Origin of the sequence: Pseudomonas gingeri, from assembly GCF_013385425.1 — a bacterium.
Classification (GTDB): Bacteria; Pseudomonadota; Gammaproteobacteria; order Pseudomonadales; family Pseudomonadaceae; genus Aquipseudomonas; species Aquipseudomonas gingeri_D.
On record NZ_JACAQA010000003.1, the window covers coordinates 452,278 to 470,064 of the forward strand.

The 17,787-nt window shown below is 63.7% G+C and carries 15 protein-coding genes; 3 read left to right on the top strand and 12 right to left on the bottom strand.

What is annotated here, in order from left to right:
• Positions 1 to 2,334, bottom strand: coding sequence for a glycoside hydrolase (locus HX830_RS04680; protein WP_256350393.1), 2,334 nt, complete (start codon positions 2,332 to 2,334; stop codon positions 1 to 3).
• A gap of 211 nt (positions 2,335 to 2,545) precedes the next feature.
• Complete coding sequence (cobF, locus tag HX830_RS04685) at positions 2,546 to 3,295, bottom strand: precorrin-6A synthase (deacetylating) (protein WP_177099115.1); 750 nt, start codon at positions 3,293 to 3,295, stop codon at positions 2,546 to 2,548.
• 125 nt (positions 3,296 to 3,420) lie between these two features.
• Here cobF and HX830_RS04690 point away from each other — a divergent pair, with 125 nt between their 5' ends.
• The gene (locus HX830_RS04690; protein ID WP_100943409.1) at positions 3,421 to 4,326 is read left to right on the top strand and encodes an AraC family transcriptional regulator; all 906 of its coding nucleotides are present in this window, start codon (positions 3,421 to 3,423) and stop codon (positions 4,324 to 4,326) included.
• A 151-nt stretch (positions 4,327 to 4,477) separates the two neighbouring features.
• Here HX830_RS04690 and metC read toward each other — a convergent pair whose 3' ends face one another.
• The 10 genes from metC to HX830_RS04740 all read right to left on the bottom strand — a co-directional run bounded on the left by metC (position 4,478) and on the right by HX830_RS04740 (position 15,178).
• The gene (metC, locus tag HX830_RS04695; protein ID WP_177099249.1) at positions 4,478 to 7,234 is read right to left on the bottom strand and encodes a cystathionine beta-lyase; all 2,757 of its coding nucleotides are present in this window, start codon (positions 7,232 to 7,234) and stop codon (positions 4,478 to 4,480) included.
• Positions 7,235 to 7,260: 26 nt separating this feature from the next.
• The gene (locus HX830_RS04700) at positions 7,261 to 7,917 is read right to left on the bottom strand and encodes a glutathione binding-like protein (protein ID WP_177099116.1); all 657 of its coding nucleotides are present in this window, start codon (positions 7,915 to 7,917) and stop codon (positions 7,261 to 7,263) included.
• On the bottom strand, positions 7,914 to 8,513 hold the full coding sequence (locus HX830_RS04705) for a cysteine dioxygenase (RefSeq protein ID WP_177099117.1): 600 nt from the start codon (positions 8,511 to 8,513) through the stop codon (positions 7,914 to 7,916). The genes HX830_RS04700 and HX830_RS04705 overlap by 4 nt, the downstream gene beginning before the upstream one ends.
• A 29-nt stretch (positions 8,514 to 8,542) precedes the next feature.
• Positions 8,543 to 9,364, bottom strand: coding sequence for an amino acid ABC transporter ATP-binding protein (locus HX830_RS04710; RefSeq protein ID WP_152739670.1), 822 nt, complete (start codon positions 9,362 to 9,364; stop codon positions 8,543 to 8,545).
• Entirely contained in the window at positions 9,351 to 10,025 is a 675-nt protein-coding gene (locus HX830_RS04715; protein WP_103494401.1) for an amino acid ABC transporter permease, read from the bottom strand. Before HX830_RS04715 ends, HX830_RS04710 begins: the two co-directional genes overlap by 14 nt.
• On the bottom strand, positions 10,015 to 10,737 hold the full coding sequence (locus HX830_RS04720; protein ID WP_177099118.1) for an amino acid ABC transporter permease: 723 nt from the start codon (positions 10,735 to 10,737) through the stop codon (positions 10,015 to 10,017). The genes HX830_RS04715 and HX830_RS04720 overlap by 11 nt, the downstream gene beginning before the upstream one ends.
• A complete protein-coding gene (locus tag HX830_RS04725; protein ID WP_177099119.1) occupies positions 10,737 to 11,951 on the bottom strand; it encodes an aminotransferase class I/II-fold pyridoxal phosphate-dependent enzyme in 1,215 nt (404 codons plus the stop codon). The genes HX830_RS04720 and HX830_RS04725 overlap by 1 nt, the downstream gene beginning before the upstream one ends.
• Entirely contained in the window at positions 11,948 to 13,357 is a 1,410-nt protein-coding gene (locus HX830_RS04730) for an FAD-binding oxidoreductase (protein ID WP_177099120.1), read from the bottom strand. The genes HX830_RS04725 and HX830_RS04730 overlap by 4 nt, the downstream gene beginning before the upstream one ends.
• Positions 13,354 to 14,175: a transporter substrate-binding domain-containing protein gene (locus HX830_RS04735; RefSeq protein ID WP_152739666.1), complete on the bottom strand. Its 822-nt coding sequence runs from the start codon at positions 14,173 to 14,175 to the stop codon at positions 13,354 to 13,356. The genes HX830_RS04730 and HX830_RS04735 overlap by 4 nt, the downstream gene beginning before the upstream one ends.
• A gap of 169 nt (positions 14,176 to 14,344) precedes the next feature.
• Positions 14,345 to 15,178, bottom strand: a complete 834-nt coding sequence (locus HX830_RS04740) for a transporter substrate-binding domain-containing protein (RefSeq protein WP_177099121.1) — start codon at positions 15,176 to 15,178, stop codon at positions 14,345 to 14,347.
• Between the two features lie 243 nt (positions 15,179 to 15,421).
• Here HX830_RS04740 and HX830_RS04745 point away from each other — a divergent pair, with 243 nt between their 5' ends.
• Together HX830_RS04745 and HX830_RS04750 are read left to right on the top strand one after the other, a co-directional pair.
• Positions 15,422 to 16,279 (top strand): LysR substrate-binding domain-containing protein, encoded by an 858-nt coding sequence (locus HX830_RS04745; RefSeq protein WP_177099122.1) that lies wholly within the window; start codon positions 15,422 to 15,424, stop codon positions 16,277 to 16,279.
• Between the two features lie 207 nt (positions 16,280 to 16,486).
• The gene (locus HX830_RS04750) at positions 16,487 to 17,743 is read left to right on the top strand and encodes a Zn-dependent hydrolase (protein ID WP_177099123.1); all 1,257 of its coding nucleotides are present in this window, start codon (positions 16,487 to 16,489) and stop codon (positions 17,741 to 17,743) included.
• Positions 17,744 to 17,787 lie beyond the last annotated feature (44 nt).

The window sequence follows — 17,787 nt, forward strand, 5'->3', positions numbered from 1 at the left end:
TCAGGAGGCACCGAGGAGCTGGCGGATCTCGATCAGTTGCGCCGGCTCGCCGGCCACCACCACATGGGCCGACAACGGAGGCAGTTGCCGGCCCTCCGGCGTGCGGCTGGGCCTGACGGAGAAGTTGACGGTAATCAGCGTGCCATCGGCAAAGGTCGAGCGTTGCAGCAGGCGATCCCCGGACAACACCTGGAAATCGTCCAAGGCCTGGCTGAACAGGCGCTCGTGCAAGGGCCGGAACACCTTGTCGTAGGCACTGATCAGCGGCAGGTCACGGGAAATCACCTGATCGTTCAGGTGATACAGCGGCGGCACCATGTACAGCAACTGCAGCAAGGCCGTGACATCACGTTCGCTGGAGAACTTCAGCGAGCCGTACTCCCAGTGATGGGTACTGACCAGGCTGTCATGCAGCGCTATCTGGTACAGCGGCAAGCGAAACTCGGCCGACGTCACGAAGCGCGCCACCTCCGGCTTGAGCGGGACCGCCTTGAAATACAGGTTGGGGGTTTCCGGCGGCCAATAACCGCCCAGGTAATAACGCGAGCGCTTGTTCTTGCGCATATCAGCGTCCATCCAGGCAAAGGGCTGGGTGGCAATGCCATGGCTGAAGGCGATGATCGGCGCATAGAAGGCCTGCCCGCCCTCGCTGCCCGTGACCAGGTCCAGCGCCTGGACCGGATACGCCAGGCGCCGGCGGCGCGCCTCGGCATCCTGCGCCTGGCTGGTTTCCCGACCCGGTGTGTAATCACTGAACTCGGGACCGGCGGCGTCGACATCGAGAAAATAGCTGTTCAGGCGCCCCGCCCGCGCCACGGCGCTGATCCGCCGCCGGGCATAGGCCTCGACGCTGCGCGGATTGACGAACACACCACGGCCATTGAAGCCCTGGACTTTCTTGCCCTGCTCGTCGGTATAACCGGCGGCGACCAGTTCATCGCCCATCTTCGCGGTCGCCCAACTGGCTTGCAGATTCGACGGATGCGCGCTGCCGTAACTGTCGTAGGCCGACACCAGGTAGCCGGCGGCCTTGGCCGCGTCCACCGCCTCGGGGTGCCAGAAGGCATCGCGCCAGTCATCGGCGCCCAGCCAGGCCCGGGCCAGACCCGCCCCCTGCAAGGCGGCAACGGTGTCCAGGGACAAACCACCACCCCAACGCTCGGCCGGTGCCAGCAGATCACCAAAGGCCTCGCGCAACTGCTGACGCACCGTTTGCGCCCAGGCCACCTCGGCCAGGGGATCATGATTGCCGGGCAAGGGTGCCCGGGCCTCACGCCCGATCACCGCGAGCAACCCGGCATTGATCGCCCGGATCACCTGGGTCCGGGCAAAAGGTGGGACCTGCCCAAAGGCACTATCGGCTTCACCCAACGCCAGCAGGAAGGCCTCTCGAGCCTTGAGCTCGAAGGCCCCCCAGAGCCTGGAGGCCAGGTGATCGCTGTCATCGCGGTGCTGGGCAAAAAAGCGCAGGAACTCCGGCCAGTGCAGGATATCGCCCGCCTTCAGCGGTCCGGCATCCCACAGATAGATATGCGGCGCGCCGCCCAGGCGGGCAACGTGGGGTTGAGTGTGGATTTTCTCGCGCAACGAGACGAACTGATCGTGATCGCGCAGCCACTGGCGGTACAGCCGTGCGCCGATCAGCGGTTCCCGCGGGCCGACGACGATGCGTACCCGGTAAGGCGCGCCGGGGGCCAGGCGATTGAAGGCATGGCTGAGGGTCGGCAAGGGCCGGGCGTTTTGCGCCTTGATGCCAAAGCTGGTATTGAACGGTGTCTCGACGATCCAGGTGATGGAACAGTCCTTGCGCAGTTCGGTCCAGAACGGCATCGACAACACCCCATTGAGCCGGGCCGGCTGATAACGCCGCAGCAGCCAGTCGAGCCATTTCGGATCGTCGCTGGGGATATAGGCGCCTTCGCCAAAGGGAATCGCATGGGCTTCGATCGCCCCGTCCTCGACGGGCCTGGGCCACTCCAGCCGCCCCGGTTGTTCGGCCTGCACCGTGACCACCAGGGCATTCCCATCGACCCCGACCTCGATCCTGAAATCCTGGTCCGCCTGTCGGACCCGCCAGCGGTTACCGTCTCGCTCGATGATCTGCGCGTCCTCGTCGAAGGCCGCGGCGCTGAGCAAGGCCGGGAACCGATGTTCGTCGCTGTGGTGCAGGGACACGGCCAGGGTCGCCGGGTCGACGACAAAGGTCCCTGAACGATGAGGCAGGTAGACCTGGGAAGCCCCTTCGACGCTCAGGGCCAAGGTCCATCCGAGCAGGGTCAGCCAGATCTGCAGGCAGTGACGATCATTCATCCACCGCGGCGGCATGACCTTCATGTTGTCCTCATCGATTCAGGTGTGTAAACCGATGAACCTTAACTGACCGAGGAGAAAAGACCCTGTAGTCCGCTTCTCCTCAAGTCGAGTGAAAGCACTAAAAATCTGTGGATGTGGGAGCGGAGCTTGTCGGATCGCCGCACCGCCGCGAAGCTTTCAGCGGCCTCACGGGCCCCTTCGCGGCGGTGCGGCGATCCGACAGGCTCCGCTCCTACAGCGGCCGGCGCAACAGGTAACAGTCCATGATCCAGCCTTTGCGCTTGCGCGCGGCTTCGCGCACACGGCGAATCCGCTCGCCCACCTCGTGGAGCTTGCCGGCCACCAGCAGCTCGTCGTCGGTCCCCAGGTAGGCGCCCCAATAGATTTCCAGGTCCTGGTCGGCGAACTGGCTAAACGCACAGCGGGCATCGAGCATGACCACCACATTGTCCAGATCAGCCGCTTCCAGTCGTCGCCCGGTGGTGATCAGCAGCGGCTCGCCGATGCGATTCAGGGGAATCCGATGCTGCGCGGCCAGCACCTGGATACTGCTGATGCCCGGAATCACCTCGACGGCAAACGCCGGACCGCCCAGCGCACGGACCCGCTCAAGGATTCTCAGGGTACTGTCATAGAGCCCCGGATCGCCCCAGACCAGGAACGCGCCGCACTCATCCTCGCCCAACTCCTCGTCGATCAGCCGTGCGAACAGGGCCGCCCGTTGCCGATGCCAGTGCTCGACACCCGCCTCGTAGGACGCCGCCGAGTCCTCGCGCACCGGATCGCTGACCTGGACCTGTCGGCAACCGGGCTGCTGGATGTAGCGTTCGCAGATGTCCTTGCGCAAATTCAACAGATCGTCCTTGGTCTCGCCCTTGTCCAGCAGGAACAGCACCGAGGCGCGATTGAGCGCATTGATCGCCTGGACGGTGATCTGCTCCGGGTGGCCGGGGCCCATGCCGATCAGCAGAAGGGTTTTCATGACTGGCGCTCCGGTTGTCTGACGCCTGGCACGTCCCCCTCTTGGGTACGGCGCAACTGGCGCGATGGCAAGGATGAGGGCATTATCGGAAAGCGCCCACAACAAAAAACGACAAGTAGCCAGGCATGACCCGAGCAGCCCGCGTCACCGACCCCTCCTACGAGCTGATGGACGACCACAACGGCCTGTCGATCATCTATCGCCAGCATGGTTTTCCCTGCCCCCTGGTCCGTTGGCATTTCCACAAGGAATACGAACTGCACCTGATCGTCGCCAGCTCCGGCAAGGTGTTCATTGGCGATTATATCGGCAACTTCTACCCACAGACCCTGTTCCTGACCGGCCCCAACCTGCCCCACAACTGGATCAGCCAGGTGGCCGAGGACGAAGTGGTGCCCAAGCGCGACATGCTGGTGAACTTCACCGACGAGCTGTTCGAAAGCGGTCATCTGGTGTTCGCCGAGCTGAAAACCCTGACGCCACTGCTGGAACGGGCCCAGTACGGCATCGAGTTCCGTTGCCAGCACACCGTGCGCCAGGCCACGACCTTGATGCAACGTATCGCCGACTCCCAGGGAGTCACCCGGCTCGGTCACTTCCTGATCCTGCTGGAGCTGCTCGGCAACTGTGACGATTACCAGTTGCTGTCGGGTGTTACCACACCACAACTGGCCGACGAGCACAATATCGACCGCACCAACCGGGCGGTCGACTATATTTTTGCCCACTATGCCCGGGAGCTGCCGCTGGAAGAAGTGGCCGAGTACCTGGGCATGAAGCCCACCTACTTTTCCCGGGTGTTCAAGCAGGCCACCGGCCGTTGTTTCGTCGAATTCGTCAATCGCCTGCGCATCAGCAAGTCCTGCGAATTGCTCGCGGACGGCGACAAGCCGGTGACCGATGTCTGCTTCGAGTCAGGCTTCAACAATATTTCCAACTTCAACCGCCGCTTCCAGCAACTCAAGGGCATGACGCCCTCGCATTACCGGCGTCTGGCGGTACAGCGCCTGACGGAGCAGAACCACGGCTGATGGCCTGGGTTCAAGGCAGAACGCGGACCTGTAGGAGCAGGGCTTGCCCGCGAAGGGGCCCTTGATACCGCCAAAAGCTTCGCGGGCAAGCCCTGCTCCTACAGGTCGGCGCCGGATACAAACTTTGCGTACACGATAGACCTGGATCACGCTAGGCGGAAGGTTGTGCCAGGGCGGCAAAACCACGCTGCAAGTCTTCAATCAGCGAAGAAACCGCCTCCAGGCCGATATGCAAGCGGATCACCGGGTGCAGTGTCGGCCCGGCAAATTGCCGCTCGCTCACATCCACCACGGTCACCAGGCTTTCATAGCCGCCCCATGAAGCCCCCAGCCCGAACAACTGCAACGCCCCGATAAAGCGCTCCAACTGTCCGGGATCGGCGTCAGCGAACTCGAACGACAGCAGCCCGTTGCTGCCACCGAAATCCCGCACCCAAAGCTCATGATCCGGGTGCGTGGACAAGGCCGGATGGAACACCTGGCGCACCTGTGGCTGCGCCTGCAACCAGCGAGCAACTTCCAGCGCCTGGCGTTGATGCACCTCCAGGCGCGCCGCCAGGGTCCGCGCACCGCGCAGCACCAGGTAGGCATCATCCGGGCTCACCGTGTTGCCAAAGCTGTCGCTCATCCGCGCCAACGCCGGCCAGGCCGCCTCGGTGGTACAGACACTGCCCATCACCACGTCGCTGTGACCGCACAGGTACTTGGTCAAGGCCATGATCGAGATATCCGCCCCCAGGACCAACGGCCGGTACTGGTAGCCCGAACCCCAGGTGTTGTCGACCGCCAGCAGGATACCCCGTGGCTTGCACAAGGCCGCGATGGCCGGCAGATCGTTCAGTTCGTAGAGCAGGGAACTCGGCGACTCGCAATAGACCATGCGGGTATTGGCCTGCAGACGCGACTCGATATCCCGGCCGTCCGCCGGGAAATAAACGACCTCGATGCCAAAGGGCGCCAGGAACTCCTTCGCCAGGCGCCGCACCGGGAAGTAGACGCCATCGGTAATCAGCACATGGTCGCCCGGACGCAGATAGGCCAGGAAGGTCTGCGCCACCGCCGCCAGCCCGGTTCCGAACAGACGCGTGCGATGGCCGCCTTCCAGCTCCGTCACCAGGTCTTCCAAGGCAAAGGCCGTGGGATTGCCCCGAGCGCCGTAGCTCAGGACCCGTTCGCTGTCGCGACGGCGACGGGCGTCACGCATATCCGCCAGATTGTCGAACAGCACGGTGCTCAAGCGGGTGACCGGCACGTTCACCGAGCGCGGGCCGCTGCCCTTGAGGGTACGGGCCGCGTGAACCAGCCGGGTCCGCACATCCACGGGGGCCTTGGCCGGTGCCAGCGGTTTCAGGCTGGCGATCTCCGCCGGCGTCATCTGCCCCAGCAGGCCGGTTTCCCAGGCCAGGTACTGGCGTGCCGCGTCCTTGTTGCCGGAATGGCGGTCGTGGGTGAAAAACAGGAAGTCGATGCAACGCTCGTCAGGCAACACCGACGCATCGTTGACCAGCGTCAGCCCGGCCGCTTGCCAGGCCGACAGGTCCGCGCTGGAAAACCGCACCTGTTGGCGCTGGGCCTCGGGCAGTTCCAGGGCCGCCAACTGCGCCACGGCGATATCGTCCGCCAGCAGCACCAGGGGCCGCTCTTCGCCCGCGACTTCAGCGGCGAGCAACGAGCGGATCGACCAGCGCGAACCGGCCAGATGGGCCTTGCGAAAGACCATGCTCGGACGCAGGTCGATCAGCACCAGCGCGTCTTCGGCCAGTTCACGGGACAGCTCCTGCGCCTCAAGCGCGGGCAACTCGGGCAATGGCAAGGTGCCCGCCAGCGGCAAGCGCAAACCGCTATACAACCCGTCTTCCAGGACCCGGGCATCGTGCCCCAACTGGCGCAACCAACTGGCAACGATGGGTGCGCGCACGCCATCGTCGTCGAACACCACCACCCGCGCCTGGCGCACACCGATATACAAATCGGTGGCCTGGATCAACTGGCCTCCCGGCGTGTGTTGCGCGCCCGGCAGGCTGCCGAGACCGAACTCCTCGGCACTGCGCACATCGCAGAGGAACAAACTGCCGTCACCCGCTTGTGCCCAGGCCGTGACCTGGGCCGCCGTGACCGTCGGCACCTCGGCACGCCGGGCCAGCGTGCGGGCCGCCTCGCGCTGCTGCTCGATACCCACCGGCGGCGCCACATCGCTGTAGCGTCGGGTACTGCCATGCTCCAACTGAAGATCGGCCAGGAACCAACCTTGCGTGCCGTTTTCCAGGGCATAAACCGGGTTTTTCACCCCGAGATTGATCAGCGTCTGGGCCCCGATAATGCTGCGGGTGCGCCCGGCGCAGTTGATCACGATCGGCGTCGACTCGTCCGCCACCAGGTCGTGCAGGCGATAGCCCAACTCACCATTCGGGCAGCAGACCGAGCCCGGAATGGTCATCTTGCGGTATTCGTCGAAGGGTCGGCCGTCCAGCAGTACCAAGGGTTCGCCCCGGGCCTGCCAGTCAGCCAGTTCGGTCGCGCTGATATGCGGCGTATGACAGGCTTCTTCCACCCATTCGCCAAAGGCCTTGGACGGCACATGCACGCCGGCGAACAACTGCAGGCCCGCCGCCTGCCAACCGTCGGCACCGCCCTGCAGCACATGCACCTGCTCATAACCCAATGCCTGCAGGCGTTGCGCGGCACGGGCAGCCAGTTCGCCGCCATCCTGGTCGTAGATCACCAACCGCACTCGCGGCTCGGGTGCCAGACGACGGACCTCCAGCTCCAGGCGGCTATAGGGCAAATGCACCCCGTGAAACAGATGGGCCTCACCGTACTGACCGTGCTCACGCACATCGAACAGGGCGATTTCCCGCCCGTCGAACAGCCATTGCTGCAACTGTGCCGGTGTAATGGTTTTACTCACATAAACCCCGCTTTCCAGTGAAGAGCTCATTCCAGCACCAACGAGCGCTCGCCCGCGGCCAGTTCACGGCCCCTGGCGTAGGCACGCTGCACCGCCGGACGGGCCTTGATGCGTTCGCGCCAGGCGTTGATCGCCGGGTAGTCGCCCAGGTCGAAACCCTGCCGGGCAGGCTGGATCCAGGGGAAGATCGCCATATCGGCAATGCTGTATTCACCCGCGACAAAGTCCTGCTGGGCCAGGCGTCGCTCCAGTACTTCATACAGCCGGGTGGCTTCGCCCCGCAGCAGGTCGAGGGCAAAGGGAATCGGCTCCGGGGCCTTTTCCCGGAACAGCTGCCACTGGCTCAGGTACGGCGTGATATGCCCCACCTGCCAGAATAGCCACTCCTGCACCCGCCGCCGCTCGCAGCTGCCGGCCGGCGGGAGGAACTGCCCGGTCTTGTCGGCCAGGTAGTTGAGAATCGCCCCGGACTCGAACAAGCTCAGGGGCTCGCCGTTGTCGGCCGGCCGGTGATCGACAATGGCCGGAATCCGGCCATTGGCACTGATCTGCTGGAACGCCGCTTCACGCTGCTGACCCTGGCGGATGTTCACCGGCAGCAGGCGATATTCCAACCCCAGCTCCTCGACCAGAATCCCGACTTTCAAGCCATTGGCCGTCGGCCAGTAATGGAGGTCGATCATGCCGCGTAGGCCTTGATCGAAGGCGCCATCTGCGAAGCGTTGTAGTTGAGGATACTGCCGTCGTCCTGCACGCCATAGCGACCATTGAGGGATTCCAGCGGACGCCCGTAGAGATGGAAATGCAGGGTCGCCTGCTCGCCATCGACACGGATGCTGTGCAGGTCTTCACCGAGGAAAGCGATGGAGGTGCCCGGCTGGACCACCACTTCGCGCTCAAGCTTGAGCTCGGCACGCCGAGGGTCGCTGCCGTCGTCACCGCGGGCATAGACGCGGTTGAGTTCCTGGCCCTCGACGGCACTGATCACCGCCCAGGTTTCGTGGTTGTGGGCGATGGTGTTCTTGCCCGGCAGCAGCGAGTTGAGGTACAGGGTCGGGGTCTCGCCATCGTCGTTCAGGCGATAGCGGAAGGCAGTATTGCCCTCACCCGCTACCGGTGCCGGAAAGGCTTCGAAGTTGAACAGGTCGCGGCGCTCGGCAAGGTCTTCCAACAGGGCGACGATCTCTTGCAAAGCGGCACGGTCAACACCGCGCTGATGGATGGTACGGATTTTCACCAGGAAAGATTCGATCACGTTGGCGCGTTCGGTGGTGCTCATGGGCAGGCTCCTTATCGGGTGGATCACGGTCAGACGGACAGGCTGTAGCGGCTGATATTGCTCAGCAAATACGGATCGGGTTGCAGATAGCGACGGCCGGCATCGCCCAGGGCATGCCGGAGGAATTCGCGGGTGCGCTCGCTTTGCGGCTGCTGGAACACCTGGTGGGCGCTGCCGGATTCGACGATCAGGCCGTTTTCGGTGAAATACACCCGATCGCTGATCTCCTCGGCAAAGCGCATTTCATGGGTCACCAGCACGCAGGTCATGCCCTCTTCGGTCAGCTCGCGAATCACCGTCAGTACTTCGCCGACGGTTTCCGGGTCGAGGGCCGAGGTCACTTCATCGAACAGGATCAGTTCCGGGCGCATGGCCAGGGCCCGGGCAATCGCCACCCGCTGTTGCTGGCCGCCGGACAGTTGCCCGGGAAAGGCGTCGACCTTGTGCTCCATGCGCACTTTGGCGAGCAACTGCCGGGCCTCCTTTTCGGCGTCGGCACGGCTGCGGCCCAGCACCTTGCACGGGGCGATCAACAGGTTGTCCAGCACCGACAGGTGCGGGAACAGGTTGTATTGCTGGAAAACGAAGCCGACCCGCTTGCGCAACTCGATCAGCTCGGCCTCGCGGTGCAGTTGGTGCACCTCGGTGGCGCCGACGCGAATGGTCCCGCGCTGGGGTTTGAGCAGCCCGGTGATGCAACGCAGGATCGTCGACTTGCCCGAACCCGAAGGCCCGATGATGGACACTGCCTGGCCACGCTGCACATCAAGGTCGATGCCCTTGAGCACCGCGTTGGCGCCGAACGACAGGTGCAGGTCGCGCAGGCTGACGAGGGGTTCAGTAGAAGGCATAGCGTCGCTCCAGGCGTTGGGTCAGACGGGAAATCGGGTAGCAATAGACAAAGAACAAGGCGAGCACGCTGAAGTAGATCAGCACGGTGAAGCCGGTGCGGTTGACGGTGTTGCTGGCGATCTGCGCGGTGTCGATCAGGTCATGCACGCCCACCAGCGACGCCAGCGCCGTGCCCATGGTGATCACCGCGTAGAGGTTCATCCATGGCGGTAGCATGCGTTTGAAGCACTGCGGCAGGATGATCGAGCGAAACAACTGGCCGCGACTGAAGGCCAGGGAGCGCGCGGCTTCCCACTGGGTGCCGGGAATCGAGCCGATGGCCCCACGAAAGATCTCGGCGACGTTGGCACTGGCCGGCAGCGCCAGGCCGACGGTGACTTTCAGCCAGTCGGGAAACGGCAGGTAGGTGCCGCCGATATGGATCTCGAAGGGAAACACGTAGGTGGTGAAGTAGATCAGCACCAGCCAGGGCGCGTTGCGAAACAGCTGCACCCACAGCCGTGCCGGCAGGCGCAGGATCCGCAGCGGCGACAGCCCCAGCGCACCGATCAGCAAACCCAGCAGCGAGCCGATGACAATCGCCAGCAGGCTGATCAGGATATTCTGCGCAAAGCCCACGGCCAGCGCCGGCGACCATTGCCACAAGGATTCAATGACCATAACCGGGCATCCTCAACCGCGCTTCCAACGCCCGGCCCACACAGTTGACGATAAAACTCAGGATCCCGAAAAAGCTCAGCATCAGAATCATCAGTTCCAGCACGTTGTCGCTCTGGGTCCAGATCATGATCGAGGCGTAGGTGATATCACCGACGGCAATGGCCGAGGCCACGGCGGTCATCTTCACCAGGTCGATCAGGTTGTTCACCAGTGACGGCAGGGCAAAGCGCAGGGCCAGCGGCAACTGCACATTCCACAGCAACTGGCGACGACTGAAGGCCAGGGAACTGGCGGCCTCCATTGTCACCGCCGGCACCGCCTCGATCCCGGCGCGCAGGGCTTCGGCATGGAAGGCGCCCTTGTGCAGGGAAATCACGATCACCACCCAGGCAAACGGCGTCAGCGGGTTGGCCGCGCCCACCGCCTGGGTCAGCAGCATGTTCAGCACCAGGAAGGCGCAGTAGAGCTGGACCAGGGTCGGCGTATTGCGCGTGACCTCGATAAATAGCCGCGCCGGACGCGACAGCGCCTTGTTCCCGCTGGTCAGCATCGCCGCCAGGGTGAGCCCCGCCAGCAGGCTGCCGATAATGGTCAGCACGCACAGCAGCAGCGTGGTCCAGGCCCCGTCGATCAGGCTGCCGCGTTGGTAGCCGTCCAGCAGGAAGCGGTAGTTGAGCCCCAGGTGGGCGGCCCACTGCACAAAGGTTTCCATCACGCCGGGCCCTCGCCCAGCCGGGCACAGGCGGCGGCAATCCGGCGGCCGGCCTCACGCACGCTGTCGGTGGCCGTGGCGATCGACAGACGGAACCACGGCGACAAGCCATAGGCACTCCCCGCGACCCCGGCGACGCCCTCCTCCAGCAGATAATCCACCAGTTCGTTGTCGCTGCCGATGACCTGGCCGTCCGGGCGCAGGCGGCCGATCAGGCCGGCACAACGGACAAAGACGAAAAAACCGCCCTCGGGTTGCAGCACTTCGAGCCCGTCGACTTCGCTCAAGGCGGCCACCAGTAGATCGCGGCGCTCCTGATAGGCCGCCACTTGCGGCTTGAGGAAATCCAGCCCGCCTTCATAAGCCGCCAGGGCCGCCGCCTGACTGACCGACGAAGCACCGGACGCCGATTGCGACTGGACCACGCTCATGGCCGTGGTCAGTGCCTGGGGACCGGCGCCAAAGCCGATGCGCCAGCCGGTCATGGCATAGGTCTTGGACACCCCGCCCACCAGCAGACAGCGCTCCTGCAGATCCGGCGCGACATTGAGCAGGTTCAGCGGCGCCTGGCCGTCGAAACGAATGTGCTCGTACAGCTCGTCGAGCAGCACCAGCACCTGGGGATGGCGGCGCAGCACCTCGGCCAGCGCACTCAGTTCATCGGCGCTGTAGACCGCACCGCTGGGGTTGCCCGGGCTGTTGAGGATCAGCCAGCGGGTGCGCTCGCCAATCAGGCCGTTGAGCTGCGCCGGAGTCAGCTTGCAGCCCTGCTCCAGGGTCGAGTGGATAAACACCGGTTCGCCGCCATTGATCCGCACGCTGTCCGGGAAAGACGGCCAGTACGGCACCGGCACCAGCACTTCGTCACCCTCGTCGAGGGTCGCGGCGAAGGCATTGAAGATGATCTGTTTCGCACCGTTGGCGATCACGATCTGGGGCACGCCATAGTCGAGGCGATTTTCGCGCTGGAGTTTGCGCCGCACCGCCTCGCGCAGCGCCGGTACGCCCGGGGTCGCGGTGTATTTGGTCGCGCCGGCGGCGATGGCCGCACAGGCCGCTTCCTTGATATGCAACGGGGTATCGAAATCCGGCTCGCCGGTGGTCAGGTCAAGCACGTCGCGACCGCCGTCGCGCAAGGCCGTGGCCCGGGACTTGGCCGCCGCATTGGCCGACAGCGAGACCTTCTGCACCCGTTTGGACAGTCGAACAGTCATGGCAGCACCTTGCCTGGATTGAGCAACCCACGGGGATCGAGGGCCTGTTTGATTCGGCGCATCAGGTCCAGCTCCACCGGGCTCTTGACCTCGGCCAGCAACGCGCGCTTGCGTTGGCCGATACCGTGCTCGGCGCTGATGGAACCGCCGTGGGCGTGGGTATTGCGATGCACCAGGGCGCTGAGTACCGCATAGTGGGCCATATGCGCTTCGACCGGCTGGCCGAGGGGCGCGGCGACGTTGTAGTGCAGGTTGCCGTCGCCGAGGTGGCCGAAAGTCAGGTTGCGCACGCCGGGGAAATGTTCCTGCAACAAGGCATCGGTCTCGCGGACGAAGTCGGCGATGCGCGAGATCGGCAGCGAGATATCGTGCTTCATATTGCGCCCCTCGCGGGCCTGGGCTTCGCTCATGTTTTCCCGCAACTGCCACAGCGCGGCGCTCTGGGCCAGGCTTTCGGCAATCAGCGCATCGGCCAACAGATTCAGCTCGAAGGCCTCGCCCAGCACCCGCTCGAAAGCATCACGGGCATGTTCGGCGCTGTGGTTGTCGGACAGCTCCAGCAACGCGAACCAGGCTTGCGGTGCCTGGGCGAAGGGTTGCGGGTCATCGGGAAATTGCTGGCGCAACAACGCCAGGCAGGCGGCGGACATCAGTTCGAAAGCCGTCAGGTCGGCGCCAAAACCGGCGCGGGCATGGGACAGGAAGGTCACCGCCTGCTCCAGGGAGTCGAATGCCAGCAACGCAGTGCTCTGGGCCTTGGGCAGCGGAAAGAGTTTCAAGGTGGCGGCGGTGATAATGCCCAGGGTGCCTTCGCTGCCGATAAACAGGTCGCGCAGGTCGTAGCCGGTATTGTCCTTGCGCAGACCGCGCAAGCCGTTCCAGATATCGCCGTCGGCGGTCACCACTTCCAGGCCCAGGGTCAGCTCGCGGGTATTGCCATAACGCAACACACCGATGCCGCCGGCATTGGTGCCGAGATTGCCGCCCAGGGTGCAACTGCCTTGCGCACCCAGGCTCAGGGGAAACAGGCGCCCGGCGTTACGGGCCGCGTCCTGCAGGTTCTGCAGGATACAGCCGGCCTCGACGGTAACGGTGTCATTGTCGGTATCGATCTGGCGGATGCGGTTCATGCGGTCGAGCAACACCAACACGCTGTTGCCCGTGGCGTCCGGAGTGGCCGCGCCCATCAGGCCGGTATTGCCACCCTGCACCACCAGCGGCGCACCATGGTGGGCGCAGACCCGCACCACGGCGGCGACTTCCTCGGTACTGGCCGGATGCACCACGGCGACGACCCGGCCATGGTAGACACGGTGCTTGTCGCTGAGGAACGCGCTCCCGGCGATGGAGTCCTGGACATGGGCCGCGCCCAGCAGTTGTTGCAACTGCGCGAACAACCCACTCATGGAAGCTGCGCCAGTGGAGCCGCATCCTTGAACTGCTCATGCAACTGCAGCAGCGCTTGAGAGGGCGGCATGCCGGTGCGCTTGCCCAGCTCGATCAGCCAGCCACTGCGGTGCCAGTCACGGACAATCGCGTCGAGACGGGCCTGGATATCCTTTTCGCCCTTGCGCACCCAGATCACCGAATTCGACGGGATCAGGTCGGTGGGCAGCGGGATCTCGTAGCCGGACCATTCGGCCTCGTCGAGCAGGCTGTGCATGGTCGGGCTGACGTGGACCGCGGCCACGCAGCCATTGCCGCGCAGGGACAGCAGCGATTCGGACTGGCTGCGGAAGGCCTTGATCTGCGCGCCATAGACTTCCTGCAATGGCTTGGTGAAATTGCTGCCCTGGGAAACGCAGACCGGCTTGCCCTTGAGGTCTTCCCAACGGGTGATGCCGGCGCCCTTGCGAATCAGCGCCGCACCGCCGACTTCTTCGTAAGGCGTGGGCACATAGTCGAGGATCTCGGCGCGTTCTTCGGTGAACTGCATATTGGCGATCAGCGCATCGACCTTGCCCTGTTGCAGGAACTGCACGCGGTTGGGTGCCAGTACCGAGACGCTTTCCAGCTCCACGCCGAGGCGCTGGGCCAGGCCCTTGGCGAGCTCGACGTTATAGCCCTGATGAGCACCGGTGGCCGGGTCGATGGTGCCGAACGGTGGACCGCTGAGGATCACGCCGATACTGATCTTGTGCCGCGACTGGATCTTGTCGAGGGTGGCATCGGCCTGGGCCAGGGAGGCGAAGAGCGCCAGGGCGATGGGCAAGTACTTGAACATTGCGGGGTATCCTTGAGAAGTCGGGCGATCGGGAGTCCGCCTTCGCGGGCAAGCTCCGCTCCCACACTGTTCGCGTCGAACACACATCATGCGTATGACACAAAACCTGTGGGAGCGGAGCTTGCCCGCGAAGAGGCCCTCAAGTGCGCCAAAAACGTTACGCGTACGCTCAACCCTTGAACTGGTTATGCAGTTCCACCAGCGCCGGCGACTTCGGCGAGATCTGATTACGGCTCTCGGCCTCGATCAGCCAGCCGCTGCGGTGCAGGCCCTGGACCACCGTGTCCAAGCGCTTCTGCGTATCGACCTCGCCCTGACGGGTCCAGATCACCGACGGGGCCGGGTTCAACTCCGGAGTGATGGCGCGATAGTCCTGCCACTCCGGGTTGCCCGCCAGCAGCGGATTGATCAGCGTCGCATCGTGGACCGCCGCCACGCAGTTGTTGCCGCGCAGTGCCAGCAGGGACTCCGAAGAACTCTTGAAGGCTTTCAACTGCGCGCCCAGCTCGCTCAACGGCTTGACATAGCTGCTGCCCTGGGAAGTGCACACCGGCTGCCCCTTGAGGTCTTCCCAGCGAGTGACCTTGCTGCTCTTCAACACCGCCGCGGTACCGCCGACCCTGTAGAACGGCGTCGGCACATGCCCCAACTGGCCGTCGCGCTCCGGCGTCCATTCCATATTGGCGATCAGCAGGTCGACCTTGCCCTGCTGCAGAAACTGCACGCGGTTGGCCGGCAGCACCGGCACCAGTTCGACATCAACCTTCAGGTCCTGGCCCAGGGCATTGGCCAAATCGACATTGAGGCCCTTGGGCGCCTGGGTCGACGGATCGATGGAACCGAAGGGCCCGCCGGACAACAGCACGCCGACCACCAGTTTGTGGCGCTGCTCGATCTTGTCCAGGGTGGCATCGGCCTGGGCCGCAGCCACCGCCCCCAACGCCAGCACGGCGCCGATAACAGCAGGAAGCAGGCGTTGGCCCGGTGTGCGCTTGAACGACATGACTATCCCCTCGATGGCAATCGGCGTATCCCGACCTTGTTGACCTGCATGCTAGGGAGCGCCAGGGACGAACGGAAATTCAAATATCTAATATTGTTATAACTTTCTGGTTATTAGCTTTTGAGAAAAACGGCATATCCCCTGTTTACTGGGGCTTTCAGCGATCCGAATAATTTAGACTCGCCAAATACATCAGCATCTGTAATCTATTGGCGAACGCCCTTGATATGAATTCGAGCCGCCATGCCCTCTCCGACCCTGGACCTGGAACTGCTGCGCACCTTCGTCGCGGTGGTGGACCATCACAGTTTTGCCGAAGCCGGCCAGCACCTGGCGCGCACGCAATCGTCCGTGACCCAGCAGATGCAACGCCTGGAACAGCAGGTGGGCGTCAGCCTGTTCCAGAAACAGGGCCGGCAGAAACAGCTGACCGAGCCGGGGCGGCAGTTACTGCGTCATGCCCGGCAACTGTTGTCGCTGAATGACGAGGCGCTCAATGCCCTGCAGGAAAGCCACTTGAGTGGCGTGCTGCGCATCGGTTCGCCCCACGATATCGCCGACACCATCCTGCCGCCGATCCTCAGCCATATCGCCCGCTCGGCACCGCGCCTGCGCCTGGAAATCGATGTCGGCCGCAGCCCCTACCTGATGGAAGACCTGCACCGGGGCAAGATCGACATGGTCATTTCCACCCGCGAAGACTCGCGGCTGCAAGGTTTTGCCCTGCGCACCTCGCCGGTGTGGTGGATCTGTTCGGCGCAGTACATCCATGTCCCCAGCGAACCGCTGCCACTGATCCTGGTGGAAGAACCGAGTATCTACCGGCGCTATGCCATGGAAGCACTGGAGCGTGAGGGGATTGCCTGGCGCCAGGCCTACCTGGCCTCGAACCTGATCGGCATCAAGGCGGCGATTCGTGCCGGACTCGGGGTGACGCCGCGCAGCATGGAGCTGCTGGGGCCGGATATGCGGGTACTGGGGGAAAACGATGGCTTGCCGCGTTTGCCGGATGTGACCTATCACCTGTGGATCCGCCCCAACACGGTCAATCCACTGGTGCGCCGGGCCTATGATCTGATTCGTAGCAGCCAGGGGTTGTAGGCGCTCAAGCGCTCATTCTCCACCTCCACCGCCGCGATGACCGTCAGCCCGTAACCCAGGCTCTTCGGGGACAGCGCTAAAAATGGAATAAAAATCCATTTATCCACCAAAAATCAATAAATAAGTGCGTACCCTTGAAATAATATTTACCCGATAACCGCCGTCCACTCATGAACAGGCCGGACCATCAACTGCCCGGAGAGCCCTATGAGCCCGTTTCCCGACCTTCGCCTGAACGGCACGATTCTCCTTCAGCAACTCCGTACCTTGGGCGAAGTCGGCACTGATCCCTTGAACGGCGGACGCACCCGAATTGCGCTGACCGATGCGGATAAGTCCGCGCGCGACCAACTCGTAGCCTGGATGAAAGAGCTGGATCTGGAGATCCAGATTGACCGAATCGGCAACATCTTCGGCACACTCCGTAGCGCTGCCGATCAAGGTAGACAAGCCCCGCTGATGATCGGCTCGCACATCGACACGGTGACCAATGCCGGGGCGCTGGACGGCTGCTATGGGGTGCTGGCCGGTCTGGCCGTGGCGCGCGCCTTCCGCGAGGCCGGGGTGCTGCCGGCGCGCGCCATTGTCATCGGTGCGTTTACCAATGAGGAAGGTGTTCGCTACCAGCCGGATATGATGGGCTCACTGGTGTACTCCGGGGGACTGTCGATTGAGGACGCCTTGGCCACCATCGGCACGGACGGCACGCGCCTCGCCGAAGAGCTGGCACGCATCGGCTATGCCGGCGACCTGCAACCGGGCGCCATCGTCCCCCACGAATACCTGGAACTGCATATCGAGCAGGGGCCGATCCTCGAGGCGGAAAACACCTTGATCGGCGTGGTGGAAAACCTCCAGGGAATCTCCTGGCAACAGGTGATCGTGCAAGGCAATGCCAACCACGCGGGCACCACCCCTACCCGCTTGCGTCATGACGCCGGCTACGTCGCCAGCGCGGTGGTGGCCGAACTGCGCAAGATCGCCATGGACTCGGACGACACCACCCTGGCCACCGTCGGCTGCATGAATTTCGAGCCGAATGTGATCAACGTCATACCGCGCAAGGCCAGCTTCAGCGTGGACCTGCGTGACCCCGATGAAGCACGGCTGGCAGCCGCCGAACAACGACTTTCCCGGTTCCTTGCCAAAATTTCGGAGGCCGAGGGCGTGCATATCAGCACCACACAACTGGTGCGCTTCCAACCGGTGATATTCGACGCCGGCCTGGCCGACGAGATCGAAGCCAGCGCCCAGAGTTTCGGCTTCAGCCACAAGCGCATGACCTCGGGCGCGGGCCATGACGCACAGATGATTGCGAGAATTGCCCCGTCGGCGATGATCTTCGTACCCAGCCGTGGCGGCATCAGCCACAACCCGCGCGAGCACACCGATGACGATCAGTTGATCAAAGGTGCCGAGGTGCTCCTGGATGTGGTCAACCATCGCCTGAACGTCCAGCTGTAGTACTCCCCGAAAACCACAGGCCACCGGCGTCTAAGCGAAGCTGG